At 66.7% G+C, this 26,037-nt stretch carries 23 protein-coding genes and 1 pseudogene; 7 read left to right on the top strand and 17 right to left on the bottom strand.

The features are described from left to right. The first annotated feature begins 283 nt into the window (after positions 1-283). Positions 284-2,776 (top strand): patatin-like protein, encoded by a 2,493-nt coding sequence (locus tag ACFXHE_RS08225; protein WP_379381095.1) that lies wholly within the window; start codon positions 284-286, stop codon positions 2,774-2,776. A 36-nt stretch (positions 2,777-2,812) separates the two neighbouring features. Here the strand turns inward: ACFXHE_RS08225 and ACFXHE_RS08220 are convergent, their stop codons facing one another. Next, positions 2,813-3,523 (bottom strand): SDR family NAD(P)-dependent oxidoreductase, encoded by a 711-nt coding sequence (locus ACFXHE_RS08220; RefSeq protein ID WP_379381093.1) that lies wholly within the window; start codon positions 3,521-3,523, stop codon positions 2,813-2,815. Positions 3,524-3,915: 392 nt separating this feature from the next. Between ACFXHE_RS08220 and ACFXHE_RS08215 the strand changes: the two genes are divergently transcribed. Continuing rightward, positions 3,916-4,461, top strand: coding sequence for a hypothetical protein (locus ACFXHE_RS08215; RefSeq protein WP_379381091.1), 546 nt, complete (start codon positions 3,916-3,918; stop codon positions 4,459-4,461). Positions 4,462-4,510: 49 nt separating this feature from the next. On the opposite strand, the gene nuoN is transcribed toward ACFXHE_RS08215, so the two are convergent. The 15 genes and pseudogenes from nuoN to ACFXHE_RS08140 form a co-directional block, all read right to left on the bottom strand. After that, complete coding sequence (gene nuoN, locus ACFXHE_RS08210) at positions 4,511-6,124, bottom strand: NADH-quinone oxidoreductase subunit NuoN (RefSeq protein ID WP_379381089.1); 1,614 nt, start codon at positions 6,122-6,124, stop codon at positions 4,511-4,513. Next, positions 6,121-7,737 (bottom strand): NADH-quinone oxidoreductase subunit M, encoded by a 1,617-nt coding sequence (locus tag ACFXHE_RS08205; protein ID WP_379381087.1) that lies wholly within the window; start codon positions 7,735-7,737, stop codon positions 6,121-6,123. Before ACFXHE_RS08205 ends, nuoN begins: the two co-directional genes overlap by 4 nt. Before the next feature lie 29 nt (positions 7,738-7,766). Beyond that, a complete protein-coding gene (nuoL, locus tag ACFXHE_RS08200) occupies positions 7,767-9,638 on the bottom strand; it encodes an NADH-quinone oxidoreductase subunit L (protein WP_379381404.1) in 1,872 nt (623 codons plus the stop codon). A 19-nt stretch (positions 9,639-9,657) separates the two neighbouring features. Then, complete coding sequence (gene nuoK, locus ACFXHE_RS08195) at positions 9,658-9,957, bottom strand: NADH-quinone oxidoreductase subunit NuoK (RefSeq protein WP_357010729.1); 300 nt, start codon at positions 9,955-9,957, stop codon at positions 9,658-9,660. Next, entirely contained in the window at positions 9,954-10,829 is an 876-nt protein-coding gene (locus tag ACFXHE_RS08190) for an NADH-quinone oxidoreductase subunit J (RefSeq protein ID WP_379381085.1), read from the bottom strand. Before ACFXHE_RS08190 ends, nuoK begins: the two co-directional genes overlap by 4 nt. Continuing rightward, positions 10,826-11,320 carry an NADH-quinone oxidoreductase subunit NuoI gene (gene nuoI, locus ACFXHE_RS08185; RefSeq protein ID WP_379381403.1) on the bottom strand — a complete coding sequence of 165 codons (495 nt, stop codon included), beginning with the start codon at positions 11,318-11,320 and terminating at the stop codon, positions 10,826-10,828. Before nuoI ends, ACFXHE_RS08190 begins: the two co-directional genes overlap by 4 nt. A 63-nt stretch (positions 11,321-11,383) precedes the next feature. Beyond that, positions 11,384-12,586, bottom strand: a pseudogene (gene nuoH / locus ACFXHE_RS08180) (NADH-quinone oxidoreductase subunit NuoH); the annotation flags it as partial. Between the two features lie 7 nt (positions 12,587-12,593). Continuing rightward, a complete protein-coding gene (locus ACFXHE_RS08175; RefSeq protein ID WP_379381083.1) occupies positions 12,594-15,065 on the bottom strand; it encodes an NADH-quinone oxidoreductase subunit G in 2,472 nt (823 codons plus the stop codon). Next, on the bottom strand, positions 15,062-16,381 hold the full coding sequence (gene nuoF / locus ACFXHE_RS08170) for an NADH-quinone oxidoreductase subunit NuoF (RefSeq protein WP_379381081.1): 1,320 nt from the start codon (positions 16,379-16,381) through the stop codon (positions 15,062-15,064). The genes ACFXHE_RS08175 and nuoF overlap by 4 nt, the downstream gene beginning before the upstream one ends. Then, positions 16,378-17,094, bottom strand: a complete 717-nt coding sequence (nuoE, locus tag ACFXHE_RS08165; protein ID WP_379381080.1) for an NADH-quinone oxidoreductase subunit NuoE — start codon at positions 17,092-17,094, stop codon at positions 16,378-16,380. The genes nuoF and nuoE overlap by 4 nt, the downstream gene beginning before the upstream one ends. Next, entirely contained in the window at positions 17,091-18,422 is a 1,332-nt protein-coding gene (nuoD, locus tag ACFXHE_RS08160; RefSeq protein WP_379381078.1) for an NADH dehydrogenase (quinone) subunit D, read from the bottom strand. The genes nuoE and nuoD overlap by 4 nt, the downstream gene beginning before the upstream one ends. Beyond that, a complete protein-coding gene (locus ACFXHE_RS08155) occupies positions 18,422-19,171 on the bottom strand; it encodes an NADH-quinone oxidoreductase subunit C (protein ID WP_379381076.1) in 750 nt (249 codons plus the stop codon). Before ACFXHE_RS08155 ends, nuoD begins: the two co-directional genes overlap by 1 nt. Next, positions 19,168-19,722 carry a NuoB/complex I 20 kDa subunit family protein gene (locus ACFXHE_RS08150; protein ID WP_379381074.1) on the bottom strand — a complete coding sequence of 185 codons (555 nt, stop codon included), beginning with the start codon at positions 19,720-19,722 and terminating at the stop codon, positions 19,168-19,170. The genes ACFXHE_RS08155 and ACFXHE_RS08150 overlap by 4 nt, the downstream gene beginning before the upstream one ends. A 74-nt stretch (positions 19,723-19,796) precedes the next feature. After that, entirely contained in the window at positions 19,797-20,177 is a 381-nt protein-coding gene (locus ACFXHE_RS08145; RefSeq protein WP_379381072.1) for an NADH-quinone oxidoreductase subunit A, read from the bottom strand. Positions 20,178-20,505: 328 nt separating this feature from the next. Beyond that, positions 20,506-20,925 (bottom strand): hypothetical protein, encoded by a 420-nt coding sequence (locus ACFXHE_RS08140; RefSeq protein WP_379381070.1) that lies wholly within the window; start codon positions 20,923-20,925, stop codon positions 20,506-20,508. Between the two features lie 208 nt (positions 20,926-21,133). On the opposite strand from ACFXHE_RS08140, the gene ACFXHE_RS08135 reads away from it, so the two are divergent. The 3 genes from ACFXHE_RS08135 (at position 21,134) to ACFXHE_RS08125 (ending at position 23,871) form a co-directional block, all read left to right on the top strand. Continuing rightward, on the top strand, positions 21,134-22,330 hold the full coding sequence (locus ACFXHE_RS08135) for an FHA domain-containing protein (RefSeq protein ID WP_379381068.1): 1,197 nt from the start codon (positions 21,134-21,136) through the stop codon (positions 22,328-22,330). 196 nt (positions 22,331-22,526) lie between these two features. Beyond that, the gene (locus tag ACFXHE_RS08130; protein WP_354832789.1) at positions 22,527-22,958 is read left to right on the top strand and encodes a CBS domain-containing protein; all 432 of its coding nucleotides are present in this window, start codon (positions 22,527-22,529) and stop codon (positions 22,956-22,958) included. A gap of 82 nt (positions 22,959-23,040) precedes the next feature. Then, complete coding sequence (locus ACFXHE_RS08125; protein ID WP_379381066.1) at positions 23,041-23,871, top strand: dienelactone hydrolase family protein; 831 nt, start codon at positions 23,041-23,043, stop codon at positions 23,869-23,871. Positions 23,872-24,075: 204 nt separating this feature from the next. On the opposite strand, the gene ACFXHE_RS08120 is transcribed toward ACFXHE_RS08125, so the two are convergent. Then, positions 24,076-24,564: a hypothetical protein gene (locus tag ACFXHE_RS08120; RefSeq protein WP_379381064.1), complete on the bottom strand. Its 489-nt coding sequence runs from the start codon at positions 24,562-24,564 to the stop codon at positions 24,076-24,078. Positions 24,565-24,941: 377 nt separating this feature from the next. On the opposite strand from ACFXHE_RS08120, the gene ACFXHE_RS08115 reads away from it, so the two are divergent. Then, entirely contained in the window at positions 24,942-25,445 is a 504-nt protein-coding gene (locus ACFXHE_RS08115; protein ID WP_379381062.1) for a helix-turn-helix domain-containing protein, read from the top strand. Positions 25,446-25,689: 244 nt separating this feature from the next. Beyond that, positions 25,690-25,962, top strand: coding sequence for a hypothetical protein (locus ACFXHE_RS08110; RefSeq protein WP_379381060.1), 273 nt, complete (start codon positions 25,690-25,692; stop codon positions 25,960-25,962). Positions 25,963-26,037: the final 75 nt, after the last annotated feature.

Genomic DNA, 26,037 nt, shown 5'->3' with positions numbered 1-26,037 from the left:
GCGGGGCCGGCGACCAGGAGATCGCACGGCAGGGCCACTGGTCCAATCTCCGGACCGCGCACGGGGACATTCGGGCTGCGAATCCACTGGAAGACAATGCCGTGACCGAACTTTGTTTTTGATACGTGTTCAGGAATAGACTGCGTCACCATTCTGGTCGGAAGTCCAGATTATTGGAAGTCTCCGTATCGAATCGAGTAGTGCGATACGCAAGTAGCCCAGGCGGTCGGGGGATAGGGTGATGGCATCAACTATCCGGGCGTCTCAATAAGGGTGGACCTCGATGTCTCGGGATGTCGAACCTGCTGAACTGCGCATAGCGCTCGTCTGCTACGGCGGTGTATCGCTTGCCATTTACATGCATGGCATAACTAAAGAACTGCACAAACTCGTCCGCGCATCGCGTGCTCTGGATCAAATTCTGGAAAGCGACTCGCAGGTCGTGAATCCGTTCGTGGGAGCCGATGGTCAACCATCGGATACGGAAAGCATTTACTTCGACGTCCTTTCGCAGATGCGGGCGAAGGGGCAGCCGCTGTCCGTCGGAATCGACATCATCGCCGGAACCTCCGCCGGCGGCATCAACGGCGTGGTCCTCGGCAAGGCCATCGCGCAGAACGCGGATCAGGGACCGCTGAAGCAGCTCTGGATCGACGAGGCCGACCTGGGAATATTGGCACGCAGCGTGCATATCGGCGGGCCGAAGCTGCGCACGGCGCTGGCGTTCATCGGCAAGTTGGCGACCTTCTGGACCGATCGCGCGGTATTGAACGGCGACGTCATGTCGCGGCTCCTGTATCAGGCGCTGGCCGGGATGGATGAGAAGCGACCGGTCGCTTGGTCGGCGAATTCGCGCGGGCCCGCGGCCGAAACGCTGATTTCGCGATCCGGTGAGTTGTCTCTCTTCGTGACCACGACCGATCTGAACGGATTCGACGTAGCGGTGGCGTCGAGCGATGGCGGTGTGGGTCAGCGGGACCGGGAGCATGCGCAGGTACTCGAGTTCATCCGAGACGACAACAATGAAGACGCATTCGGCCCGCACGCGACACCGACCCTGTCCTTCGCGGCGAGGGCGACCTCCGCCTTCCCCGGTGCGTTCGAACCGGTCAATCCTGGAACCTTCCCGGCCCAGGCCCTGTTTCCTCCGGACACACGCGTGAATACCGATCTCTTCCACTACAGCTATCAAGAAGACGGCCGTGACGCGGACGCCGCCTGGTTCGTGGACGGTGGCGTGCTCGACAACGCGCCGTTCGACCTCGTCGTCGATGCGATCAGCCGCAGACGGTCGTCCACCGAGGTGCATCGCCGGCTCGTCTACATCGAGCCGGATCCGGGATGCGCTCTCTCGGCTCCACCTGCCGACACCAACAGCGGCAAGGCGGCGAAACGCAGTTGGGCAGCGGATGTTCAAAAGGTGCTCGTCGGAATCAGGGGCAGCCGATCACTGATCAGAGATCTGATCCGACTGCGTGACATGAACGAGAAGATCACCGAGATGGGCGCCATCGCCATGCGCCAGGAGGTCGAGGTTCTCGACCGGATCAGCGCTGCCGTCGCGTCGATACCCGGGTGTGAACAGGCTGTGCCGCAGGTCAATTCGAAAGATCTCGGTACGGCCATCGAGGCAATGCCCGCACTCGGGTTCTTGAGGGACCAGGAGAAATTCCAGGAGGTTTCGGCCAAGATGCACGCCGAAGCCGTAACCGCACTCGGTTCGACCTGGAATACCTATCAACGGCTGAAAGTCGAGGCAGCCGCCCGATGCATCGCGGACGCGATCGTGCAACATTTCGCGTTGCCTGGCGAATCGGGGACCGCGGTGTTCATCCGATGCGCCATGGCCGCCTGGCTGCGGCGGCAACCATGTTGGACCGCCAACGACTCCGCAGAACTGTCCACGCTCCTGCAACACATCGATACCCCGTATCGACATCGCCGGATCATGTTCATCCTCGCCGGGCTCAACAAGCTCTATACGGCCGAGGGCGGGCCACCGCGGGCGGATATCAACGATCTCAAGGGCCAAGCATGGTCGCAGCTGGATGAGATAACGGCTGCACCCGTTGCCGCGATTCGAGCCCTGGCCGACAAGGGGCTGCTCGACTTTCTGCGCCCACAACGGTTGCAAGCCAACGTGTTCGAGGGCGAGAGGTTCCGGACGCCGGAGGACTTCGCCGGATGCGAGGAGAATGCGAAGAGTTTCACCGACCTCAAAACCGCTTACGCAGAACAGATTCAGGAAAGACTCGGAAACGGTGGACAGACGCTCTGGGACGCGTTCGCGGCGACGACTCAGATGTGGAACAAGCGCGATCGTATCCTCCTGGCCAGCCGGTACCTGGGCTTCCCGCTCTGGGACGGGCTGCTGTTCCCGACGATCTCGTTGTCGTATCTACCGCAATTCACTCCCATTCCGATGACTCAGTTCAGCCCCCTTCGCGCGACCGCGCTCCAGCCGCTCGGCGCGGGCAAGCTCAAGGGTGTCGAGCTGCACCACTTCGGCGCGTTCGCCCACGCACCCGACCGGGAGAACGACTACCTGTGGGGCCGGCTCGACGCCGCCGAACTGATACTGCGCACCCTCGACGAAACATTCCCGGACGGAACACCACTGGGCCGAACCCTGCTCCCGCAGGCGCTGTCTGCTGTGCTGACGACCGAAGATGATCTCCGGCGGATCCCGGCGCAATTGATCGAGTCCCTCCGCGCACAGATTCCGGTGCTCAGCGCCAAGATCGCCGCAGGCGGTGACGCCGCACGCTGGCCATAGCGAAAGCAGCTTGCGGCTGATCTTCAGCGGGCAGGACTACCAGGGCAGCGGCCCATTGATATCGAAGAAGCCGCCGGTCGGGCCGTCCGCGCCGATCAGCGCCATCCGCACGATGATCTCGGCCGCTTCCTGAACTGTCTGATGTCCGCTGTTGTTGTTCAGATCGGTCTTCGTGTAGCCGGGCTCGACCGAATTGATGCGCAGCCACGGAAAAGCCTTGGCGTACTGAATGGTCAGCATATTGACGGCCGTCTTCGACGCCGGATAGGCCACACCGGGATACGCATGGGCCGGACTGCCCGGCGTGGCGACCCCGGTCAGCGAGGCGAGCCCACTGCTGACATTGACGACCACCGCCGCCGCGGACTCCTGCAGCACCGGCAGAAACGCGTGCAGCACCCGCACCGTCCCGAACACATTGGTCTCGAACGTCTCCCGCATGATCTCCGCCGTCAGCCCGGCCGCCCCGACCACAAGCCCGTCCGCACTCATCTCCGCCTGGATACCCGCATTGTTGACCAGCACATCCAGCCCACCCTCGGCCCGGATCTCCTCCGCAGCCGCGACCACGGACCCCTCATCGGTGATATCGATCCGAATCGCCTGCGCCCCTATCTCTTTCGCTGCCTGCCGCCCCCGCTCGGCGTCCCGGCTCCCGAGATACACCGTGTGCCCGTCCGCCACGAGCCGCCGTGCAGTCTCGAAGCCGATCCCTTTGTTAGCTCCAGTCACAAGGATTTTGCTCATGCCCCGAACCTAGAATTTGGAGCACACTCCAAGTCAACCCCCGGACGCCAGGTTCCGGTCATGGCGGCCGTAAAGAACGACGGAGATCGCTCAATGCCGGGTCACAGGGCGCGGATGGTCACCGACAGGTAGCTGTCGTCGACCTGTGTATCCGTTCGATCTCGATGGGAGTTATGTGGTCATTCGTCCGTTACGGTGATCTTCCCACTTGAGCCATGTTCGCCGCCAAGGATTCGGGAATGAGCTCGAAGGGTGCTATTGGTTTGCTGCGCGGCGGTCGGGCGTCGGGTACGGGGACCGGCGCAGTGGTCTGGGGTTGTGTTGTCGGCGGTAGGGCTGCTGGTGAGCTCGGTGGGTCTGGTGGCAGCCCGAATTCCGAAAGGGGTAGGGCAGTGGCGATCCTCGATGATGGTGTCGTGCAACAGGTTTCGTTGTCGGCCGAATCACTGTTGGACGATTATGGTGCGTGGTTGGCCGGGCATTCCGCTGCGCTGGAGTTGTTCTTCGCGCAGGACGCGCCGAGTGTGGGCGCGCTCGACGACCCCTGGACATTGCAGGGGCTGCAGGCTGCGGTGCGGGTGGCACGTACACGGATCGTGGATCGTCGTGGCATCCTCGCCCCTGAGAATCGAGCCCTGATCGATCGGTTCGGACGGTTCGTCGGGGAAGTGTTCGTGCGTCAGTTCGACGGATCGTGGACCAACGTCCTCGACAACGCACCGCCTGACGTGCAGGTCTGGCCGATGGTCCGCTGCACCGGCTACCTCGCCTGCATCGCACCGCACAGCGCGATCGAGATAGCCATCGCGCAGGGCCGCCCCCAGGGACCCGCCGCAACACCCGACGGCATCCTCACCGATCTGTACCGGGGGGTGCAGGACAAATACCTGACCTGGATCGCCACTGACCCGACGTCGCCGTACCGGGCGACAGCATGAATCGGGCCCGCTGCGAATCTCGCGGCGGGCCCGATCGATTGGCCGAGGCTCAGCGGGTGAAGGTCGAGGCGTTCTTGGCCAGGTCGAGCAGGGGTTGGGGGAAGATGCCGAGGACCAGGGTGGCCGCGGCGGTGAGGGCGATGACCGTGCTGGTCAGGGTGGGGTAGACGACGGTGGGCGGGGTGGCCGGCGGGTCGGTGAAGAACATCAGGACGATCACGCGGATGTAGAAGAAGGCCGCGATGGCGCTGGAGACGACACCGACGATGACCAGGGTGGCGGCATTGCCGCCGGTGGCCGCGGCGAACACGCCGAACTTGGCGATGAAACCGCTGGTGAGCGGGATACCGGCGAAGGACAGCAGGAACAGGGAGAAGATGGTCGCCAGCCAGGGGGAGCGGCGGCCCATGCCGGCCCAGGCGGGCAACGCCGTTGCCTCGTCACCGTTCTCGTCGCGGACCAGACTGACCACGGCGAAGCCGCCGAGGGTACCGAGGCCGTAGACGGCGAGGTAGAACAGGACGGACGAGACGCCCGCGGTGGTCGCGGCCACCAGGGCGGTCAGGATGAATCCGGCATGTGCCACCGAGGAATACGCGAGCATGCGCTTCATGTCGGTCTGGGTGACGGCGAGGATCGCGCCGACGACCATGGTGGCGATGGCGACCGCCGCGAGCACCGGCCGCCAGTCGTTGCGCAGGTCGGGGACCGCCACGTAGAGCACGCGCAGCAATGCACCGACTGCGGCGATCTTGGTGGCGGCGGCCATGAATGCGGTGATCGAGGTCGGCGCGCCCTGGTAGACGTCGGGTACCCAGGACTGGAACGGGACCGCGCCGATCTTGAACAGCAGGCCCACCGCCAGCATGGCGATGCCGAGAATGGCCAGGGTGTGCGAGCTTCCGGCATCGCGGGTGACGGCCTCGGCAATGCCTGACAGGCGGATGGTGCCGGCGTAGCCGTACAGCAGCGCCATGCCATAGAGGAAGAAGGCCGACGAGAACGAGCCCAGCAGGAAGTATTTCAGCGCGGCCTCCTGCGACAGCAGCCGGCGCCGCCGCGCCAGACCGCACAGCAGATACAGCGGCAGCGACAGCACTTCCAGCGCCACGAACATGGTGAGCAGGTCGTTCGAGGCCGGGAACAGCATGAGACCCGCGAGCGCGAACAGGGTGAGGGGGAAGACCTCGGTGGTGGCGACTCCGGCTTTGGTGGCGGCGATTTCGTCGACGCTACCGGGCGTGGCCGCCGCCTGCGGGGTGAAGGCGTCCACCCCGCCGCGCGAGGCCGTCAGGCTCCAGGTGCCGGGCCCTTCCCGCCGCACCGGTATGCGGTCGGCATGGCGTTCGGCGATGAACAGCAGCCCGAGGATGCCGACGACGAGGATGGTGCCCTGCAGGAACAGGGAAACCCCGTCGATGGCAACCGCGCCCACGACCGCCGTCTCGCGGACATCGCGCAGTCCGATCACCGCGCCGAGCGCGACGGCCAATCCGCCCAGTCCGAGCACCAGCTGGATCCCGTATCGGGATCGCCGGGGCGCGAAGGCTTCCACGAGGACGCCCGCGACGGCGACGCCGAACACGATCAGCATCGGGGACAGGTCTCGGTATTCGATGCTCGGTGCCGGGACTGTCGCGGCGAGCAGCAGACCTCCACTCATTTGTGGGCACCTCCGGTGGTTGTCTGGGCGGCTTCCGGCTGCACGGCCGGGGCCGGGTTGTGCTGTCCGATGGTGGTGAGGGTGCGGGCGACGGCCGGATCGATCCGGTCCAGCGCCGGTTTCGGGTACGCGCCCAGGAACAGCAGGGCGAGGATGAGCGGGACCACGACCACCAATTCGCGGGGGAGCAGATCGTAGAGCCGTTCGTTGCCCTCCTTCACCGGGCCGGTCATCATGCGCTGGTACATCCACAGCACGTACAGCGCCGCCAGCACCAGCGCGGAGGCCGCGAGGACGGCCGCCACCGGGTACCGGGTGAATGTGCCGATCAGGACCAGGAATTCGCTGATGAACGGTGCGAGACCGGGCAGCGAGAGGGTGGCCAGGCCGGAGATGAGGAAGGTGCCCGCCAGGATGGGCGCGACCTTCTGGACACCGCCGAACGCGGCGATGAGCCGGGTTCCCCGGCGCGACACCAGGAATCCGGCGATCAGGAACAGCGCCGCGGTGGAGATGCCGTGGTTGACCATGTACAGCGTCGCGCCGGTGCCGCCCTGGGTGGTGAGCGCGAAGATGCCGAGGATGATGAACCCGAAGTGCGAGATCGAGGTATAGGCGATCAGTCGCATGACGTCGGTCTGGCCGATGGCCAGCAGCGCGCCGTAGATGATCCCGATCACCGCGAGCACGCTGATCAGCGGCGCGTAAGTCGAAGTGGCGGAAGGGAACAGCAGCAGGCAGTAGCGCAGCATGCCGAAGGTGCCGACCTTGTCGACCACCGCCATCATGAGTACCGCGCTGGCCGGGGTGGCCGACACCGCGGCGTCGGGCAGCCAGGTGTGCAGCGGCCACAGCGGGGCCTTCACCGCGAAGGCGAACATGAAGCCCAGGAACAGCGCGTTCAGCACCGCGGGCGTCGCACCGAGGTGGCCGGAGTTGGCCGCCTCCATGACCGTCCGGAAGTCGAAGGTGCCGCCGCCATTGCTGCCGAGCTTGTCGCGGGCGGTGATGACGTACAGCCCGATGACCGCCGCCAGCATGATGAGCCCGCCGAACAGGTTGTACAGCAGGAACTTCACCGCGGCCCGCGACCGCTGCTGCCGCACCGCCGCGTCCCCGGTCCGCGGCCCGAAGCCGCCGATGAGGAAGTACATCGGAATGAGCATGACCTCGAAGAAGACGTAGAACAGCAGAATGTCCAACGCGGTGAACGAGATCAGCACCATGGATTCGACGACGAGGGTGAGTGCCACGTAGTAGTGCGCGACCCGCGGGCCGCTGCCGACCTCACGCTCGTCCTGCCATCCGGCGAGCAGCAGCAGCGGCACCAGCCCGGTGGTCAACAGGACCAGGACCAGTGCGATGCCGTCCATGCCGAGGGTGTAGCCCGCCCCGAAGGCCGGGATCCACTGCTGCTTCTCGACGAACTGGTATTGCGCGCCACCGGTTTCGAACCGGGTGGCCAGCCAGATGGCGATGCCGAGGGTGCCCAGCGAGACCAGCAGCGCGAAGACCCGCACCCCGGTGCGTCGGCCCGCCGGAAACAGTAGTGCGAGGGCGGCTCCGGCGAGGGGAACCGCCCACAGCGTGGTGAGCCACGGGAATTCCCGCACGGCGCCCAATGATGAACTAGCAAGGTCGTTCACAGGAACCTCACCGCCAGCAGGGCGGCGACCACCAGGGCCGCGCCGGTGAACATGGACAGGGCGTAGGAGCGCACGAAACCGGTTTGCACGCGCCGGATCCGGGCCGACAGGCCGCCGACGACGGCGGCCGTGGTGTTGACCAGGCCGTCGATGCCGCGGTTGTCGACGAACACCAGCGACCGGGTCAGGTGCTGGCCGGGGCGCATGAACGCGGCCTCGTTGGCGGCGTCGCCGTAGAGGTCGCGGCGAGCGGCCTCGACGAGCGGGCCTGCGGCAGGGGCGGTTTCGGGGATCTTGCCGTGTGCGTACTGGTCGTAGGCCACCCAGATGCCGGCCGCCACCACCGCCAGTGCGAAGAAGGTGATCGCCCAGGACGGGATGAACGGTTCGACGTGGTGCTCACCGACGACCGGGGCCAGCCAGTTGGTGAGCGAGGAGCCGTAGGCGAAGAGCATGCCGGAGAACGCCGAGCCGAAGGCCAGCAGGATCATCGGCCCGGTCATGGAGGCGGGCGCCTCGTGCGGGTGCACGCCTGCACGCCAGCGGCGTTCGCCGAAGAACGTGAGGATCATGACGCGGGTCATGTAGAAGGCGGTGATGCCCGCGCCGCACAGCGCGGCGAAGCCGGTGATGATGCCGCCGAATCCGCCGTGCGCGAACGCCGCCTCGATGATCCGGTCCTTGGACCAGAACCCCGCGAACGGCGGAACACCCAGGATGGCAAGGTATCCCAGTCCGAAGGTGACGTAGGTGACGGGCAGCAGTTTGCGCAGTCCGCCGTAGCGGCGCATATCGGTCTCGTCGTCCATGGCGTGCATGACCGAGCCCGCGCCGAGGAACAGCCCGGCCTTGAAGAAGCCGTGCGTGAGCAGGTGCATGATGGCCGCCGCGTAGCCGATGGGGCCGAGTCCGGCGGCGAGGACCATGTAGCCGATCTGGCTCATGGTCGAGGCCGCGAGGGCCTTCTTGATGTCGTCCTTGGCGCAACCGATGATGGCGCCGAACAGCAATGTGATTGCGCCGACTGCCATTACGGCGGCCTGTGCGCCCGGAGCCAGATCGAAGATCGGGTTCGAGCGGGCGATCAGGTAGACACCGGCGGTGACCATGGTGGCCGCGTGGATGAGCGCCGACACGGGTGTGGGGCCCTCCATCGCGTCCCCGAGCCAGGACTGCAGCGGCACCTGCGCGGACTTGCCGCAGGCTCCGAGGAGCAGCAGCAGCCCGATGGCCGTGAGGGTTCCGGTGCCGGCCTGCCCGGCGGCCCCGAACACGGTTCCGAAGTCGATGCTCCCGAAGGTCGCGAACATGACCATGAGCGCGATGGCCAGCCCCATGTCGCCGACCCGGTTGACCACGAACGCCTTCTTGGCCGCCGTTGCGGCGGAAGGCTTCTCGTACCAGAACCCGATCAGCAGGTAGGACGCCAGGCCGACGCCTTCCCAGCCCAGGTACAGCACCAGGTAGTTGTCGGCGAGGACCAGCACCAGCATGGCGGCCAGGAACAGGTTGAGGTAGGCGAAGAAGCGCCGCCGTCCCGGATCGTGGGCCATGTAGCCGACCGAGTAGATGTGGATCAGCGAGCCCACACCGGTGATCAGCAGTGCGAAGCACATCGACAGCTGATCCAGTTGCAGGGCGAAATCCACCTTCAGCCCGGTCACCGGCAGCCACTCGAACAGGCTGTAGTGCACGGCCCGTTGCGCATCCGACCGATCCAGCATGTCGCTGAACGCCCAGGCCGCCACCACGAACGAGGCCAGCGCCATGAGGGTGCCCACGAGGTGACCCCACGTGTCGCTGATCCTGCCGAGCAGCAGCAGGACCACGGCGCCGGCGAGCGGGAGCGCCGGCAGCAGCCACAGCATCATCTGTGCGGTATCCATGTCAGTACCGCAGCAGGTTCGCGTCGTCGACCGAGGTCGAGCGGCGGGCACGGAAGATGCTCATGATGATGGCCAGGCCGACCACGACCTCGGCGGCGGCGACCACCATGGTGAAGAAGGCGAACACCTGGCCGTCGAGGTTGCCGTGGGTGCGGGCGAAGGTGACGAAGGCCAGGTTCACCGCGTTGAGCATCAGCTCGATGCACATGAACACCACGATGGCGTTGCGCCGCACCAGGACTCCGGCCGCGCCGATGGTGAAGAGCAGGGCCGAGAGATACAGATAGTTGTCCGGATTCACCGCAAGCCTTCCTCGTGGGAGTCGTTGCCGTTCTTGCCGCCGTGCGCGTCGGTGCCGTTGTGGCCGTTGCCGTTCCGGTGACTGTCACTGCCGTTGCCGACGGTGAGCACCACGGCTTCGGTGTGGGCCCGATTGCGCCGGTGCCGCAGGATGGTGCTGACCGACAGCTCCTCGAAGGAGCCGTCCGGCAGTCGCGCGGGGGCGTCGACCGCATTGTGGCGGGCGTACACGCCGGGCGTCGGCAGCGGCGTGACCCGGGTGCCCTGGCGGAAGCGTTCCTTCGACAGCGTGCGCTGATCGGTGGGCGGCCCGAACTTCTCGCGGTGCGCGAGCACCATGGCGCCGATGGTGGCGGTGATGAGCAGCGAGCCGGTCAGCTCGAACGCCCACACGTAGCGCACGAAGATGAGTTCGGCCAGCGCCCCGATGCTGTAGTTGCCGCCCAGGCCGGGCCCGGTCTCGGCGACGCTCTTGCTGGACATCCCGTGCGCGATGCCGCCGATGAGCAGCATGCCGAAGCCGATGCCCACCACGATGACCGCGAGCCGCTGCCCGCGCAGCGTCTCCCGCAGTGACTCGGCGGAATCCACGCCGACGAGCATGAGCACGAACAGGAACAGCATCATGACCGCGCCGGTGTAGACGACGATCTGGACGATGCCCAGGAACAGTGCGCTCTGGGCGATGTAGAACGCGGACAGCGTGATCATGGTGGCGGCCAGGCACAGTGCCGAATGCACGGCCTTGCGCGCGCACACCATGCCGAGCGCGCCCAGCACCGCGACCACGGCCAGGATCCAGAACTGCACCGCCTCACCGGTGGAGGTGTGGGTGACGATCTGCTGGGCCGGCTGGGACAGGTGGTCGATCATTGCTGCGCCCCTTCCGCTCCGGCGAGTTCGCCTGTAGCGCCGGGGACTTCACCGCGGTAGTAGGACCCCTCGTCCGCGCCGGGATACATGGCGTGCGGCGGGGCGATCATGCCCGGCTGCATCGGCGCGAGGAGGTCCTGCTTCTCGTAGATGAGGTCGGCCCGATTGTCGTCGGCGAGCTCGTATTCGTTGGTCATGGTCAGCGCCCGGGTCGGGCAGGCCTCGATGCACAGGCCGCAGCCGATGCAGCGCAGATAGTTGATCTGGTAGACGCGGCCGTAACGCTCACCGGGGGAGAAGCGTTCGTCGTCGGTGTTGTCCGCGCCCTCGACATAGATGGCGTCGGCCGGGCAGGCCCACGCGCAGAGCTCGCAGCCGATGCACTTCTCGAGACCGTCCGGGTGCCGGTTCAGCTGGTGCCGGCCGTGATAGCGCGGCGCGGTCGGAGTCTTGACCTCGGGATACATCTCTGTGTTCGGCTTCTTGAACATGGTCGAGGCGGTGACCAGGAAGCCGCCGAGCGGTTCCAGCAGACCGGCCTTCTCGGTGGCCGCCGGAGGTTCGGCGGGCATCGGCGGCACCGGGAAGTCCGAATAGGCCCGCGTGGAGTCCGGATCCGGCGAAGCCTCGGTGCGGTCGCCGCCCGCGTGCCCGGCCCGGATGACCAGCGCGAGCAGCACGACCGCGACCACGATCCCGCCGATCACCATGCCCGCGGTCTGGATGTGGGTCCCGTTGTCCTGCAGTACCTTCAGGGTGGCGACGTACATGACCCAGGCCAGCGACACCGGGATGAGCAGCTTCCAGCCCAGGTTCATGAACTGGTCGTAGCGCAGTCGCGGCAGGGTGCCGCGCAGCCAGATGAACACGAACAGGAACGTCCACACCTTGGCGGTGAACCACAGCACCGGCCACCAGCCCGAGTTCGCGCCCGCCCACAGGCTGATCGGGAACGGCGCGTGCCAGCCGCCGAAGAACAGCGTGGTGGCCAGCGCGGACACCGTGGCCATATTGATGTACTCGGCCATCATGAACATGGCGAACTTGAGCGAGGAGTACTCGGTGTGGAAGCCGCCGACCAGCTCGCCCTCGGCCTCGGGGAGGTCGAAGGGCGCACGGTTGGTCTCGCCGACCATCGACACCGCGTAGATCATGAACGACGGCAGCAGCAGGAAGACGTACCAGGTTCCGTTCTGCGCCTTGACGATTCCCGAGGTGGCCATGGTGCCCGAGAGCAGGAACACCGCCGCGAAGCACAGGGCCATGGCGATCTCGTAGGAGATGACCTGCGCAGTGGAGCGCAGGCCGCCCAGCAGCGGATAGGTGGAGCCCGACGCCCAGCCCGCCAGCACGATGCCGTACACACCGACCGAGGCCATGGCCAGGATGTAGAGCACGGCCACCGGCATATCGGTCAGCTGCAGCGCCGTGCGGTGCCCGAACATGCTGACCTGCGGCCCGAACGGGATCACCGCGAACGCCATCACGGCCGGGATGAGCGAGATCACCGGCGCGAGAATGAAGATGGGCTTGTCGACGATGGCCGGGACGATGTCCTCCTTGAGGAGCATCTTGACGCCGTCGGCGATGGACTGCAGGCTGCCGCGCGGGCCGACCCGGTTGGGGCCGACGCGCATCTGCATGAAGGCCACGATCTTGCGTTCGGCGTACACCGCGAGCATCGGTATCAGCAGCAGGAAGACGAAGATGCAGATCGATTTGACCAGCACCAGCCACCAGGGGTCGTGGCCGAACATGGACAGGTCACTCACGGTGGTCCTCCCGTCGGATGCGCACGAGGTGTCCGGGTGTGGTGCCGAGCTGCACCAGCACGTCGGAGCCGGGGGAATTCATGGGCAGCCACACCACGCGGTCGGGCATCTCGGTGATGACCAGAGGCAGGGTGATGTGGCCGTGATCGTTGCCGACCGTCACCGGATCGCCGGTGGTGGCGCCGATCTCGGCGGCCGTGTGCGCCGAGAGCCGCACCACCGGGGTGCGGGCGGTGCCGGCCAGGTTGGGTTCGCCGTCCTGGAGCCGGCCGCGGTCGACGAGCATGCGCCACGAGGCGAGCACCGCGGTGCCCGCATGCGGCTGGGCGATGGGGTGCGGGCGGTGCACCGGGGTCGCGGCGGGCGGGCCTTCCCACGCGCCCATATCCGCCAATTCGGCTCGGGCACTGGCCGCGTCGGGCAGGCCGAGCCGGATCCCCATGTCCGTGGCGATCGCGTCGAGCACCCGGTATTCGGGCATCGGCGCGGCCTCGCGGCGCACCGTGGCGTCGCGCAGGGCGGCGTCGAACTGGCGGTGGCGGCCCTCCCAGGTGAGGAAGGTGCCGTTCTTCTCCATGGCCGAGGCGACGGGGAAGACGACGTCGGCGCGGTCGCTGATATCGCTGCGGCGCAGTTCCATCGACACCACGAAGCTCGCGGCATCGATGGCCGACAGGGCCGCGTGCGGGTCGGGCAGGTCGCCGACCTCCACCCCTGCGATGAGCAGCGCGCCCAGTGTCGGGGCGGCGGCCAGGATGGCGCTGGTGTCGCGGCCCGGAGTCGCGGGCAGATCGTTGACATTCCACGCGTCGCGGACCTGCTGGCGTGCAGCGGAATCCGCGACCGGCCGCCCGCCCGGCAGGAGCACCGGAAGCGCGCCGGCCTCCAGCGCGCCGCGCTCACCGGCACGGCGGGGGATCCACGCCAGGGTGGCTCCGGTCTCGTCGGCCAGACGGGCGGCCGCGGACAGGCCACCCGGAATGCCGCCGAGACGTTCGCCGACCAGGATCAGGGCACCGGGCTCGCGCAGCAGGTCCGCGATCTCGCGCAGGCGGGTGTATCCGGCGGTGGTGGCATCGGACTCACCGGTGCGGACCGCCTCCAGCACATGCGGTTCCGAGCCGGGCGCGGTGAGCAGCAGGGTGCCGGACATGCGCTGCAGGCCGCGGGTCATATAGGGGGCCAGCGAGTAGATCGGGGTGCCGTTCTTGCGGGCCGCCTTTCGCAGCCGCAGGTACACCATCGGCGATTCCTCTTCGGCCTCGAAGCCGGCGAGCAGCACGAACGGGGCGCGTTCGAGCGCCGCGTAGTCGACCGTGATGCCCTGTCCCGCAATGCGAGCCGCCAGGAAGTCGGCCTCCTCTCCGGAGTGCTCGCGGGCGCGGAAGTCGATGTCGTTGCTGTTCAATGCGATTCGCGCGAACTTGGAGTACGCGTAGGCGTCCTCGAGCGTGACGCGGCCGCCGATGAGCACACCGGCATTGCCGCGTGCCGACGCCAGTCCGCGCGCCGCGACCGTGATCGCCTCGGACCAGGAGGCGGGCTGCAGCGTCCCGTCCTTCCAGCTGCGCACCATGGGCGTGGTGAGCCGGTCCGGTTCGGTGGCGTACGCGAACGCGAAACGTCCCTTGTCGCAGTTCCATTCCTCGTTGACCTGCGGGTCGTCACCGGCGAGGCGGCGCATGACCTTGCCGCGGCGGTGGTCGGTGCGCTGGGCGCAACCCGAGGCACAGTGCTCGCACACCGCCGGGCTGGACACCAGGTCGAAGGGCCGGGCGCGGAAGCGGTAGGTCGAGCCGGTGAGCGCGCCGACCGGGCAGATCTGCACGGTGTTGCCGGAGAAGTAGGAGTCCAACGGCTCCCCGGCGGCAATACCGACCTGTTGCAGCGCACCGCGATCCATCAGTTCGATGAACGGGTCACCGGCCACCTGCTGGGAGAAGCGGGTGCAGCGCGCGCACAGCACGCAGCGTTCCCGGTCCAGCAGGATGGCCGCCGACAGCGGAATCGGCTTGGGATAGGTGCGCTTCTCGCCGTCGAAGCGGGATTCGGAACGGCCGGTGGACATGGCCTGGTTCTGTAGCGGGCATTCGCCGCCCTTGTCGCAGACCGGGCAGTCGAGGGGGTGGTTGATGAGCAGCAGCTCCATCACTCCCTCCTGGGCCTTGGCGGCGGCGGGCGAGGTCAGCTGGGTGTGGATCACCATGCCCTCGGCCACCGTCTGGGTGCAGGAGGCGACGGGCTTGCGCTGCCCCTCGATCTCGACCAGGCACTGCCGGCAGGCGCCGACGGGATCGAGTAGTGGGTGATCGCAGAACCGCGGGATCTGGGTGCCGATGAGTTCGGCGGCCCGGATCACCAGGGTGCCGGCGGGCACGGAAACCGTTGTGCCATCTATGGTTACGGTCACCATGTCGGTGGGGGTCACCCCGCCGCCGGTCGTGGAGCTCACTGTCGAGGTCATCGCGCTCCTTCAGCCCAGACGGTGGACCGGGCCGGGTCGAACGGGCAGCCGCCGAGGCGGATGTGCTCGGCGTACTCGTCGCGGAAGTACTTCAGGGAGGAGAAGATCGGGCTGGCCGCGCCGTCGCCGAGAGCGCAGAAGGACTTGCCGTTGATGTTGTCGGCGATGTCGGCGAGCTTGTCCAGATCGGTCTCGTGGCCCCGGCCGTTCTCCAGCCGCTGCAGCAGCTGGACCAGCCAGTAGGTGCCCTCGCGGCAGGGGGTGCACTTACCGCAGGATTCGTGGGCGTAGAACTCGGTCCAGCGCAACACCGCCCGCACGACGCAGGTGGTGTCGTCGAAGATCTGGAGGGCCTTGGTGCCGAGCATGGACCCCGCGGCCGAGACGCCCTCGTAGTCGAGGGCGACATCGAGGTGCTCGTCGGTGAAGATCGGGGTGGACGAACCGCCCGGCGTCCAGAATTTGAGGGTGTGGCCGGCGCGGATGCCACCCGCGTAGGTCAGCAACTCCCGCAACGTGATTCCGAGCGGCGCTTCGTACTGCCCCGGTCGCGTCACGTGACCGGAGAGCGAGTAGATCGTGAAGCCCGGCGACTTCTCGGTGCCGAACGACCGGAACCAGTCCACGCCATTGGCGATGATGGACGGCACGGACGCAATGGATTCCACATTGTTGACCACGGTCGGGCAGGCGTAGAGACCCGCCACGGCCGGGAACGGGGGACGCAGGCGCGGCTGGCCGCGGCGGCCCTCGAGCGAATCCAGCAGGGCGGTCTCCTCACCGCAGATGTAGGCGCCCGCACCGGCGTGCACCACGATCTCGAGGTCGAAGCCGGAGCCCTGGATATTGCGTCCGAGATAGCCTGCGGCATAGGCCTGCTGGACCGCCGCCTGCAGGCGGCGCAGCACCGTCACCACCTCGCCGCGCACGTAGATGAAGGCGTGCGAGGCGCGAATGGCGTAGGCGGCGATGATGACGCCCTCGACGAGGGCGTGCGGGCTCGCCAGCATGAGCGGAATGTCCTTGCAGGTGCCGGGTTCCGACTCGTCGGCATTGACCACCAGGTAGTGCGGCTTGGTGGTGCCGTCGGGTCCGGGGCCCTGCGGGATAAAGCCCCACTTCATGCCGGTGGGGAAGCCCGCGCCGCCGCGGCCGCGCAGGCCGGAGTCCTTCACCGTGGCGATGACCTCGTCCGGGTTCATGCGCAGCGCCTTCGGCAGTGCGCGATACCCGCCCTGGCCGCGGTAGGCCGCCAGGGTCCAGCCCTCCGGGTCCGCCCAGTGCTTGGAGAGGACGGGAGTCAGAGCGGTCGTCACTGCGCGCCTCCGTCGGTCGACTTCTGTTCCGCGACATGCAGATCCCGTTCGGCGACGTGCAGGCCCGCAAGGGTGGCGGGTCCGGCGGCGCCGTCGGTGGCCCCCGGCCGCTGGTCCTCGTATCCGGCGAGAATGCGGGCCGTCTCGCGGAAGGTGCACAACGGGATGCCGCTGCGCGATCCGGTCACGGGTTCCCCGCGCCGCAGCGAATCCACCAGTCCCTTGGCCGATTCCGGGGTCTGGTTGTCGAAGAACTCCCAGTTGACCATGACGACCGGCGCGTAATCGCAGGCCGCATTGCACTCGATGTGCTCGAGGGTGACCGCGCCGTCGGCGGTGGTCTCCCCGTGCCCGATTCCCAAGTGCTGATTCAGCTCCGAGAAGATCTGATCGCCGCCCATGACCGCACACAGCGTGTTCGTGCAGACACCGACGTGATAGTCACCCGTGGGCGTGCGCCGGTACATCGAGTAGAACGTGGCCACCGCGGTGACCTCGGCATCGGTCAATCCCAGCTGCTCGGCACAGAATTCGATGCCGGTCCCGGAGACGTACCCCTCCACCGATTGCACCAGATGCAAAAGGGGAAGCAGTGCAGAACGCGCGTGGGGGTACCGCTCGATGATCTCGCGAGCCTCGAGTTGCAGACCCTCACGCACCTTCTCCGGGTAGGGAATCGGCCGCGTGGTCAGGTTGAGCAGGATCTCGGTCATCGGTCCACACCACCCATCACGGGGTCGAGGGAGGCGACGGACGCGATCACGTCGGCCACCAGGCCGCCTTCGCACATCGCCGCCACCGCTTGCAGATTCGTGAAGGAGGGGTCGCGGTAGTGGACCCGGTAGGGCTGGGTGCCGCCATCGCTGACCATGTGCACGCCCAGCTCACCGCGCGGGGATTCGACCGGCACGTACACCTGGCCGGGCGGGACGCGCAGGCCCTCGGTCACCAGTTTGAAGTGGTGGATGAGCGCCTCCATGGAGGTGCCCATGATCTTGCCGATGTACTGGGGCGAATTGCCGAGGCCGTCCGGCCCGAGCTGCAGATCGGCAGGCCACGCAATCTTCTTGTCCTCCACCATGACCGGGCCCGGCCGCAGCTTGTCGAGGCACTGCTCGACGATCTTGACCGACTCCTTCATCTCGTTGACGCGGATGAGGTAGCGGCCGTAACAGTCGCAGCCGGTGTCGACCTGGACGTCGAACTCGTAGTTCTCGTAACCGCAGTAGGGCTGGGACTTGCGCAGGTCGTGCGGCAGGCCGGTGGCGCGCAGTACCGGACCGGTGATGCCCAGCGCCATGCACCCGGTGAGGTCCAGGTAACCGACATTGCGAGTACGGGCCTTCCAGATGGGGTTCTGGTTGAGCAGAAGTTCCATGTCCCGCAGGCGCTTCGGCAGCAGGTCCAGCAGTTCGCGCACCTTCTGCACGCCGTCGTCCGGCAGATCCTGGGCGATACCGCCGGGCCGGATGAAGGCGTGGTTCATGCGCAGACCGGTGATGGTCTCGAACACGTCCAGGATCAGCTCGCGTTCCCGGAAGCCGAACAGCATGGGGGTGAGCGCACCCAGTTCCATGCCGCCGGTCGCCAGCGCGACCAGGTGCGAGGAGATGCGGTTGAGCTCCATGAGCATCACCCGGATGACATTGGCGCGCTCGGGGATGTCGTCGGTGATGTCCAGCAGCTTCTCGACCGCCAGGCAGTACGCCGTCTCGTTGAAGAACGGCGATAGGTAGTCCATGCGGGTCACGAAGGTGGTGCCCTGCACCCAGCTGCGGTACTCGAGGTTCTTCTCGATGCCGGTGTGCAGGTAGCCGATGCCGCAGCGGGCCTCGGTGACGGTCTCACCCTCGATTTCGAGAATGAGCCGTAGCACCCCGTGCGTGGAGGGGTGCTGCGGGCCCATGTTCACGACGATGCGTTCCTCGGCGACCCCGTTCAGGGCAGCGGAGATCTCGTCCCAGTCGTTTCCCACCACGGTGACCGTGTGTTCGGGTCGTTCCTCGGTGTTGCGACGGGACTTGGTGTCGATGTCGTTCATCAGCTGTACGTCCTCCGCTCGTCGGGCGGCGGGATGCGCGCGCCCTTGTATTCGACCGGGATCCCGCCGAGCGGATAGTCCTTGCGCTGCGGGTGGCCACGCCAGTCGTCGGGCATGGCGATGCGGGTCAGCGAGGGGTGACCGTCGAACAGGATGCCGAAGAAGTCGTAGGTCTCCCGCTCGTGCCAGTCCACGGTCGGATAGACCGAGTACAGCGAGGGCAGGTGCGGATCGTTGTCCGGCACCGAGACTTCCAGCCGCACCCGGCGGTTGTGGGTGATGGAGTTGAGGTGATACAGCGCGTGCAACTCGCGCCCGGTTTCCTCGGGGTAGTGGGCGCCGCTGACACCCAGGCACAACTCGAAGCGCAGGGCTTCGGTGTCGCGCAGCGTCTTCGCCACCAGGACCAGGTGCTCGCGGCGGATGTGCAGGGTCAGCTCGCCACGGAACACGACGATCTTCTCCACGGCCTCGTCGAAGGTCTTCGCCAGCGCCAGGCGCAGATTCGCGATGATCTCGTCGAAGACCGGACCGTAGGGCGCGGGCGTGCCGCCGGGCATGGAGACCGTGCGGACCAGCCGGCCGTAGCCGGAGGTGTCGCCGGTGCCGGAGACGCCGAACATGCCCTTGCGGACGCCGATCACCTCGTCGGCGGGCTCGGCGGCCTCGATTGTCTCCGGGGTGTTCTCACTGGGTTCCACCGCCGCCTCCGGGGGGCTCTCCGTGCCGGTAGGTGCATCAAAGGTCATCGCAGCAGCCCCTTCAACTGGATGGTCGGGGTGCTGGCGAGCGCGGCGCGCTCGGCCTCGCGCACGGCTTCCTCGCGATTGACGCCGAGCGGCATCTCCTGAATCTTCTCGTGCAGCTTCAGGATCGCGTTCAACAGCATCTCCGGCCGCGGCGGGCAGCCGGGCAGGTAGATGTCGACCGGCACGATGTGGTCGACGCCCTGCACGATGGCGTAGTTGTTGAACATGCCGCCCGAGGATGCGCAGACACCCATGGCCAGCACCCATTTCGGTTCGGTCATCTGGTCGTAGACCTGGCGCAGCACCGGGGCCATCTTCTGGCTCACCCGGCCCGCGACGATCATCAGATCGGCCTGGCGCGGCGAAGCACGGAACGCCTCCATGCCGAAGCGGGCGATATCGAATCGCCCGCCGCCGGTGGCCATCATCTCGATCGCGCAGCACGCCAATCCGAACGTCGCCGGCCAGAGCGAACTCTTTCGCATATAGCCGGCGAAATCTTCCACCGTGCTCAGCAGGAACCCGCTGGGCAGTTTCTCCTCGAGACCCATGTCGGACTACATCTCCCGGATCGTTACACCCCGCCTCGCACGGGGTGTGTCATTGGAAATCCCCTGTGCGCCAATCAATCCCAGCTGAGGCCGCCGCGCCGCCACTCGTAGGCGTAGGCGACCGAGACGTTGAAGATGAACAACGCCATGGCGGCCAGTCCGAACACTCCGAGCGCGTCGAAGTGCACTGCCCACGGGTAGAGGAACACGATCTCGATGTCGAAGATGATGAACAGCATGGCGGTGAGGTAGTACTTCACCGGAAAGCGCTGGCCCGCAGCATTTCCCGGCCCGCCCGCGACAGCGTGGGGCGTGGGTTCGATACCGCATTCATAGGCTTCGAGCTTTGCTCGGTTGTGGCGTTTGGGGCCGATCAGGGCCGCCAGGAAAATGGAGAACACCCCGAACGCGGCGGCCACCGCGCCGAGAACCAGGGTCGGCACCTCGATATTCACAACAGCACTACCCCTCCTGCGAGCTGGACGACGCAATACGGACGGCAGCTGCCGAGGCGCGGGCTGACATCGTCGTCCGCCGGCCAGTCTCGTTCCCCGGGCACCGCTCAGCGACGACACGGACGTTCGGGGAGTGAGGCGGCGGCTTCATTCATACCGATGCCCGCGCTCGTGTGAGCTACGGCACAGCCTACAACTCGGATGAGAAGATACATCACGATTCGCAATCGCGTTTGATCGAATTCGGAACGGTCTTTTATGACCGATTGGACGCAATCACGAATGTCACGTGACAGGGGTTTGTCCTGATCACGAGGGCGAACGAAGATCAGGCCGCGAAGCTATTACCGAGCACACCCAGGACAGTGTCGGTGAGCCGGATAGGGTCGATGGGGTGGGGCACCGCAGCCTCGGCGCGCGACCAGTTGGCCAGCCAGGCATCGTCCGGGCGGCCGGTCAGCACGACGATCGGCGGGCAGTCCGCGATCTCGTCCTTGAGCTGCTTGGCCAGGCCGAGACCGCCCTCCGGGGCCGACTCGCCATCGAGGATCAGCAGATCCAGATTGCCGGCGTCCACGCGCTCGAGGACAACCGGCCCGGTCGCCACCTCGAGGTATTCGATGGGCGGCAGATCTGGGTGCGGCCGTCTGCCCAGCGCCAGCATCACCTGGCTCCGGGTATCGGCGTCATTGCTGTAGACGAGGACCCGCACCGCGGCGGGACGTTTCGCATCGGCCACGTTCCGCATGCTACGTCCCTGGTGGGGGAGTGCGGGGCAGCTTCGCCCGAAGTCGCGCGCGCGTCGCGGAATCGCCTGTCGCGCACTACGTCGATGGCTGATTGTTCGTAATTCGCGACCGGTACCATCCAGCGAATGAGGGGATACATCACGCAGCACCTCATCGAAACCAACGCGTGGACCGACGGGTTGGTGGGGTTGGCGGGGGCCGAGTGAGATGAGCACGCGGGTCGAGGTGGTGCCGGGCAGCCACCTGGTGGCCAGTGTGGACGACGTGGTCGTGGTTGTCGCGCACCGGGATTCGCGGCCGCTGACCGCCGAATCCGACGCCGTTGGGGTGCTGGACAAGCTGCTGGATCTGGTCGCCGAGGCGTCGTCGCGGGAGACCCGGCGGACCGGGCGGACCTTCGCCCGGCTGGTCAGCACCTGGCTGATGGCTCGCGACGACGAGGAGAAGGTCGAATTCGGGGTGCTCACGCCGGGCACCCGCGGGCTGGCCGTATTCCTGCACGGGCAGGTCACCGCGATCCTGGAGGGTGGGCAGCGCCGCGAGGTACTGCACGGGCGCGACGCGGGATTCAGCGTCGACCGGGTGGTCAGCCCCGCGCCCGCGCGGGCTGCGGCGGTGTTCGTGGACGACGGCGAGGCGCGGGCGACGTTGCCGCCGCCGGGTGTGTTCGCACTGCGCGATGGGCGGGTGCCCGGGTCCGGGGCGGTGATGTGGCGGGAGGGCGCACCCGATACACCGGTCGGTGGTGTGTCGGCGGGAGCACGCAATTCCGGGGCGCGCACGAATCCTGATCGCCGCGTGCGGCAAGCAAGACGCAATGGGCAACCGGCGAACGAGCCCGCAAGGTCGGGGGACGCCGCGTCCGGCAGTACAGGCAAGAATGCATCGCATGCCACTCGGCTCGGGGTCGTCGTGCACGGATACGACTGCGCGCGTGGGCATCTCAACGATCCGCGCGTGCCCCTCTGTGCGGTGTGCGGCATTCGGATGGAGCCGGTGACCTGTGTGCTCACCGAGGGCATCCGGCCGTCGCTGGGTGTGCTGCTGCTCGATGACGGGACCTCGTATGCGCTCGACAGCGATCTGGTGATCGGGCGAGAGCCGGAACGATCCGACCAGGTGCGGCGCGGTGCGCAGGCGATTCGGATCCCCGACACCTCGGGCGGCATGTCGCGGGTGCACGCCGAGATCCGGCTCGTGGGGTGGGACGTGCTGGTGATGGACCGCGGCTCGGCCAACGGCACCCACATTCGCCCGCCGGGCCGTCCGGATTGGGTGCCCGCGGCACCCGGGCGGCCGGCAGTGCTGGAACCGGGGAGTCAGCTACTTCTCGGCGGCCGGGTATTCACCTTCGAATCCTCGATCAGTCCGGGCTCCTCACCCCAGGAACTTCCAAGAATATAGTCGGGTACGGCAGATTTTCGACGCAGCGACCATGTCTGGTCACGCCATTAGCAAACACGCAGATAACTCCGATGCCGGAAGATGGCAATGCCCACGCATCCAGTTAGGCATCGAATCGCAATCTTTGCTGGTCGCGCCCGGTTATCAGCGGCATTCTAGTAACCACGGATAGTCCCGAGCGTTGGGCGGTGGACACATGCGAATCTCTGAAATACTGCGCCGGAAGGGCAGCGGCGTGGTCACGATTGCACCGGATGCATCAGTGCGTGAACTGCTCAGAGTCCTGGCGACCCACAATGTGGGCGCGGTGATCGTCTCGCGAGACGGTGCCGCCATGTCGGGCATCGTCTCCGAACGAGACATCGTGCGCCGACTCCATGACCAAGGCGCTGCACTCCTCGACGCCTCCGTCTCCTCGATCATGACCGCCGCCGTGCACACCTGCTCGCCCGACGACCGCGTGGAAACCCTCAACGCCACCATGACCGAGCACCGGATCCGCCACCTCCCGGTCCTCCGCGACGGCCGGATGATCGGCATCGTCAGCATCGGAGACGTCGTCAAAAGCCAGATCTCCGAACTCGAAACCGAGCGCGAAGCCCTGGTCAAGTACCTGCAGCACGGCTGACGGATAAACACACTCGTTTCACCCGACTGCCTGCCCGATACGATCGAATCGATTCGTCGTATCGAGGAAAGGCCCTGCGCCCGTGCAGTCCGAAAACCCAACGCCTGACGACACTCTGGGCGATTTCACCAAGCGCACCATTGCACTGGAAGGCGCGGACAAGACCGTCTATGTGGCAGGCAGCGGGCCGGCGGTGATCGTCATGCCGGAGATGCCCGGCATCAGCCCCGACGTGCTGCGCTTCGCACGGTGGGTCCGCGACGCGGGCTTCACCGTCTACGTGCCCTCACTGTTCGGTGTGGACGGCGCGTACCCGACGGTCGAACTGGGCGACCCGATCGCGCGGAAGACCTGCGTCAGCAAGGAGTTCCGCGCCTTCGCCGGCGGCGGCACCAGCCCCGTCGCCGTGTGGCTGCGCGCCCTGGCCCGCCTGGCCCACGCCGAATCCGGCGGCCCCGGCGTCGGCGCGGTGGGCATGTGCTTCACCGGAAACTTCGCGCTCACCATGACTCTCGAACCCGCGGTCATCGCCCCCGTCATCAACCACCCGTCCCTCCCACTCGACGACCCCGCCGGCCTCGAGCTCTCCCCGGAGGACGCGACCGCCATCGCCGCCCGCTTCGAACGCGACGACCTCCGCGCCCTCGCCTACCGCTTCGACAACGACAAATGGTGCACCGGCCAGCGTTTCGCCGCCTACACCCAACTCCTCGGCGACCGCTTCGACGGCCGAGTCCTCTCCGGCGCCCACGCCAACCCCAACCCCCCACCGTTCTTCCAGCACATCGTCCAAACCCCCCACAGCGTCGTCACCGCCCACCTCGTCGACGAACAAGGCCACCCCACCCTCCAGGCCCGAGACGAAATCCTCGCCTACCTCCACACCCGCCTCCACCCCGCACCACCCGCGTAGCCTCCCTCAGCTGCCGAAGCATCCGACCCCCGCCGCTCTACGCCGACGAGGGGTTCCGGACTGGTGACGATGGACCAGCCACTCACGATGCTGCGCCCCGACGACAGCACCATCGCCTATCAAGTCTCGGACGCTTTCACCGACTGATTCGCCGGGGTCCCAGTCGCTTTCGTGTCAAAACAATGGGCGGCGGCGGCTCGGCCCTCATCGGCGTTTCTTGAGCCTTGGCGTCTTCGGTGTCTGTTCGGCTTTCCGCGCGTGTTCGCCCTTCGATTCGCGGCGGTGCCTCCGCAGGGCAACATCCACTGGTTCTGTGCCGACGATACGGAGGTGGACTCCCGGTAGCCCTTTGTGTGCGCCGTGCTTGGACATGCGGGTCACCACCGCGTCCCCGACGCGCAGGGGTTTGTTGAAGTTCGTCGGGACATAGGCCAGGACCTGCATCGGAGCAGCGCCAGGTCTGTCGTAGGGCGTGAGCGAAACCACCCGAGGCAACGGCGACTTGTTCGGGCGGTCGGTGGACGCAGGCTCCCGGGTGGGACCGACGTCGGTCACCACAAACGTCCTGTCCGGCCATTTCTTCCGTCGTGTCGCCGCGTACCCGAGCGCGGCCGAATGATACGAGTGACCAGAAATTGCGAGCTTGACGCCATTTTCACCTTCCCCGCGAAGCTTCTGGCTGCTTTTTCTCATTGCCCTCACCTTCCCGCGAGTCGTCTGCGGGTAACGGCGTGCCCGCAGCTGTGCTGAACCCAGTTGAGCAGGGGACGTATCCGCTGCTCAGCATGCCATCACGCAGGGCAGACCGCGGCCGAACCCCAGTAAATCCGCCATGTGCCGGGCACCCCACCTAATCGTGCTGATCGATCCGTTCCAGTAGGGCATCGGTCAAGATCCTCGACCTCACCGCCGCGGTGCCCGGCCTGCTCTACGCGTGGGCGCAGTGCACCGACGGAACCTGGATCGGGACGCGCAGTAGGCCGCGTCGCCGACCAGCGCGACTCGGCCCATGGACCACGAGACCATCCGGACCTGGCCGAGCGCGCCGATGTAGGCGTGTGGAGGGGCTCATGGACACCTGGCCGCGGCATACGGAATTACTGCGGATGCAGATGCAGGATCAGGCGCTGTCCGCCGACGACGCGACCTACGCGCGGCTACGCGATATCGCCCTGACGGCGCGAGAACGGATCGCCGGTCCCGGCGCGGACTTCACCGAGCGGGTGCGGGCCGCGCAGGTGTGTGCGGCGCTCAGCGATCCGGTGGTCATTTTCGCCGACCACTCCGAAGCGGAGTTGCGGGCCGCGATTCTCGATGGAGCGCAACGGCTCCTGGGCTCGCCGCGACCCCAACCCACCGGGACTCGCGGCCACCGACCCGCCGAAACCCCGCGCCGCCGGCCGAGCTGCGGCCGTCCGGGTGCGATGACCTCGGTGATGGTGGAATTCGCCCGGCGCATGCGAGATTCCGGCAACTACACCGTGGACGAGATCGCCTCCGAGTTGGGCGTGTCCCGCGCGACCGTCTACCGGTATCTCTCCGCTGCGGCCGATGGCTCGGGTATTTCGTTGTGAGACATTTGTGAGACAGCCCATCAGACAACCGATCTGAACCCGATCATGAGTTGGACTAATGAACGAATAGCACTACCGTTCACAGCTTGGGTAATTCTCGCAGGTGGCTGCTCAGTGAATGGTTAGAAGTCCCGGTGAATAGACCGTAGGAGCAGTCCCCCGATCTAGTGTTGGGCCCGCAGGTTCCGAATTTCAAAGGCATCAAATGGAAAGGGAACAAGTGAAATCTAGAATTACCGGAGCGATGTTCATTGCCGCGGCGGCGGGCGCACTGATCGCGGGGCCCACGATCGGAACGGCAAGCGCCGCAACCATTGCGCCGGCGCATCAGGACGCCGGGTCGGCGGGCTGGGGCGACCAGGGACAGGGCGGCGACTGGGGCGGATACAACCGTCCGGGCTGGACCGACCCGGGCGATCCGTGGCACAACGACTGGCACTGCGACCGCCACGGCAACTGGCACGACGACGAGCGCGACCAGTGGGGTCGCCGCGACGATCGCTGCCGCGCCTGGTGATTCCCGGCGAGCCGAATACGATTCCGGCACCAGCCCGAATCAACGGCTCGGAAAAGATGAATACCACTGAAGTCC

Source organism: Nocardia sp. NPDC059229 (genome assembly GCF_042754165.1).
Taxonomy (GTDB): domain Bacteria; phylum Actinomycetota; class Actinomycetes; order Mycobacteriales; family Mycobacteriaceae; genus Nocardia.
The sequence above is the reverse complement of the archived record's forward strand: the minus strand, read 5'-3'. Positions and strand labels throughout refer to the sequence as shown.

Coding starts and splice junctions, on each gene's coding strand:
- ACFXHE_RS08120 (WP_379381064.1), bottom strand. CDS start 24,564: ATGAGAAAAAGCAGCCAGAAGCTTCGCGGGGAAGGTGAAAATGGCGTC.
- ACFXHE_RS08220 (WP_379381093.1), bottom strand. CDS start 3,523: ATGAGCAAAATCCTTGTGACTGGAGCTAACAAAGGGATCGGCTTCGAG.
- ACFXHE_RS08110 (WP_379381060.1), top strand. CDS start 25,690: ATGTTCATTGCCGCGGCGGCGGGCGCACTGATCGCGGGGCCCACGATC.
- nuoL (WP_379381404.1), bottom strand. CDS start 9,638: ATGCTGTGGCTGCTGCCGGCGCTCCCGCTCGCCGGCGCCGTGGTCCTG.
- ACFXHE_RS08175 (WP_379381083.1), bottom strand. CDS start 15,065: ATGACCTCGACAGTGAGCTCCACGACCGGCGGCGGGGTGACCCCCACC.
- ACFXHE_RS08150 (WP_379381074.1), bottom strand. CDS start 19,722: ATGGGTCTCGAGGAGAAACTGCCCAGCGGGTTCCTGCTGAGCACGGTG.
- ACFXHE_RS08155 (WP_379381076.1), bottom strand. CDS start 19,171: ATGACCTTTGATGCACCTACCGGCACGGAGAGCCCCCCGGAGGCGGCG.
- ACFXHE_RS08115 (WP_379381062.1), top strand. CDS start 24,942: ATGGACACCTGGCCGCGGCATACGGAATTACTGCGGATGCAGATGCAG.
- nuoN (WP_379381089.1), bottom strand. CDS start 6,124: ATGAGTGGAGGTCTGCTGCTCGCCGCGACAGTCCCGGCACCGAGCATC.
- ACFXHE_RS08190 (WP_379381085.1), bottom strand. CDS start 10,829: ATGATCGACCACCTGTCCCAGCCGGCCCAGCAGATCGTCACCCACACC.
- ACFXHE_RS08130 (WP_354832789.1), top strand. CDS start 22,527: ATGCGAATCTCTGAAATACTGCGCCGGAAGGGCAGCGGCGTGGTCACG.
- nuoE (WP_379381080.1), bottom strand. CDS start 17,094: ATGACCGAGATCCTGCTCAACCTGACCACGCGGCCGATTCCCTACCCG.
- nuoI (WP_379381403.1), bottom strand. CDS start 11,320: ATGTTCAAGAAGCCGAACACAGAGATGTATCCCGAGGTCAAGACTCCG.
- ACFXHE_RS08140 (WP_379381070.1), bottom strand. CDS start 20,925: ATGCGGAACGTGGCCGATGCGAAACGTCCCGCCGCGGTGCGGGTCCTC.
- ACFXHE_RS08225 (WP_379381095.1), top strand. CDS start 284: ATGTCTCGGGATGTCGAACCTGCTGAACTGCGCATAGCGCTCGTCTGC.
- ACFXHE_RS08135 (WP_379381068.1), top strand. CDS start 21,134: ATGAGCACGCGGGTCGAGGTGGTGCCGGGCAGCCACCTGGTGGCCAGT.
- nuoD (WP_379381078.1), bottom strand. CDS start 18,422: ATGAACGACATCGACACCAAGTCCCGTCGCAACACCGAGGAACGACCC.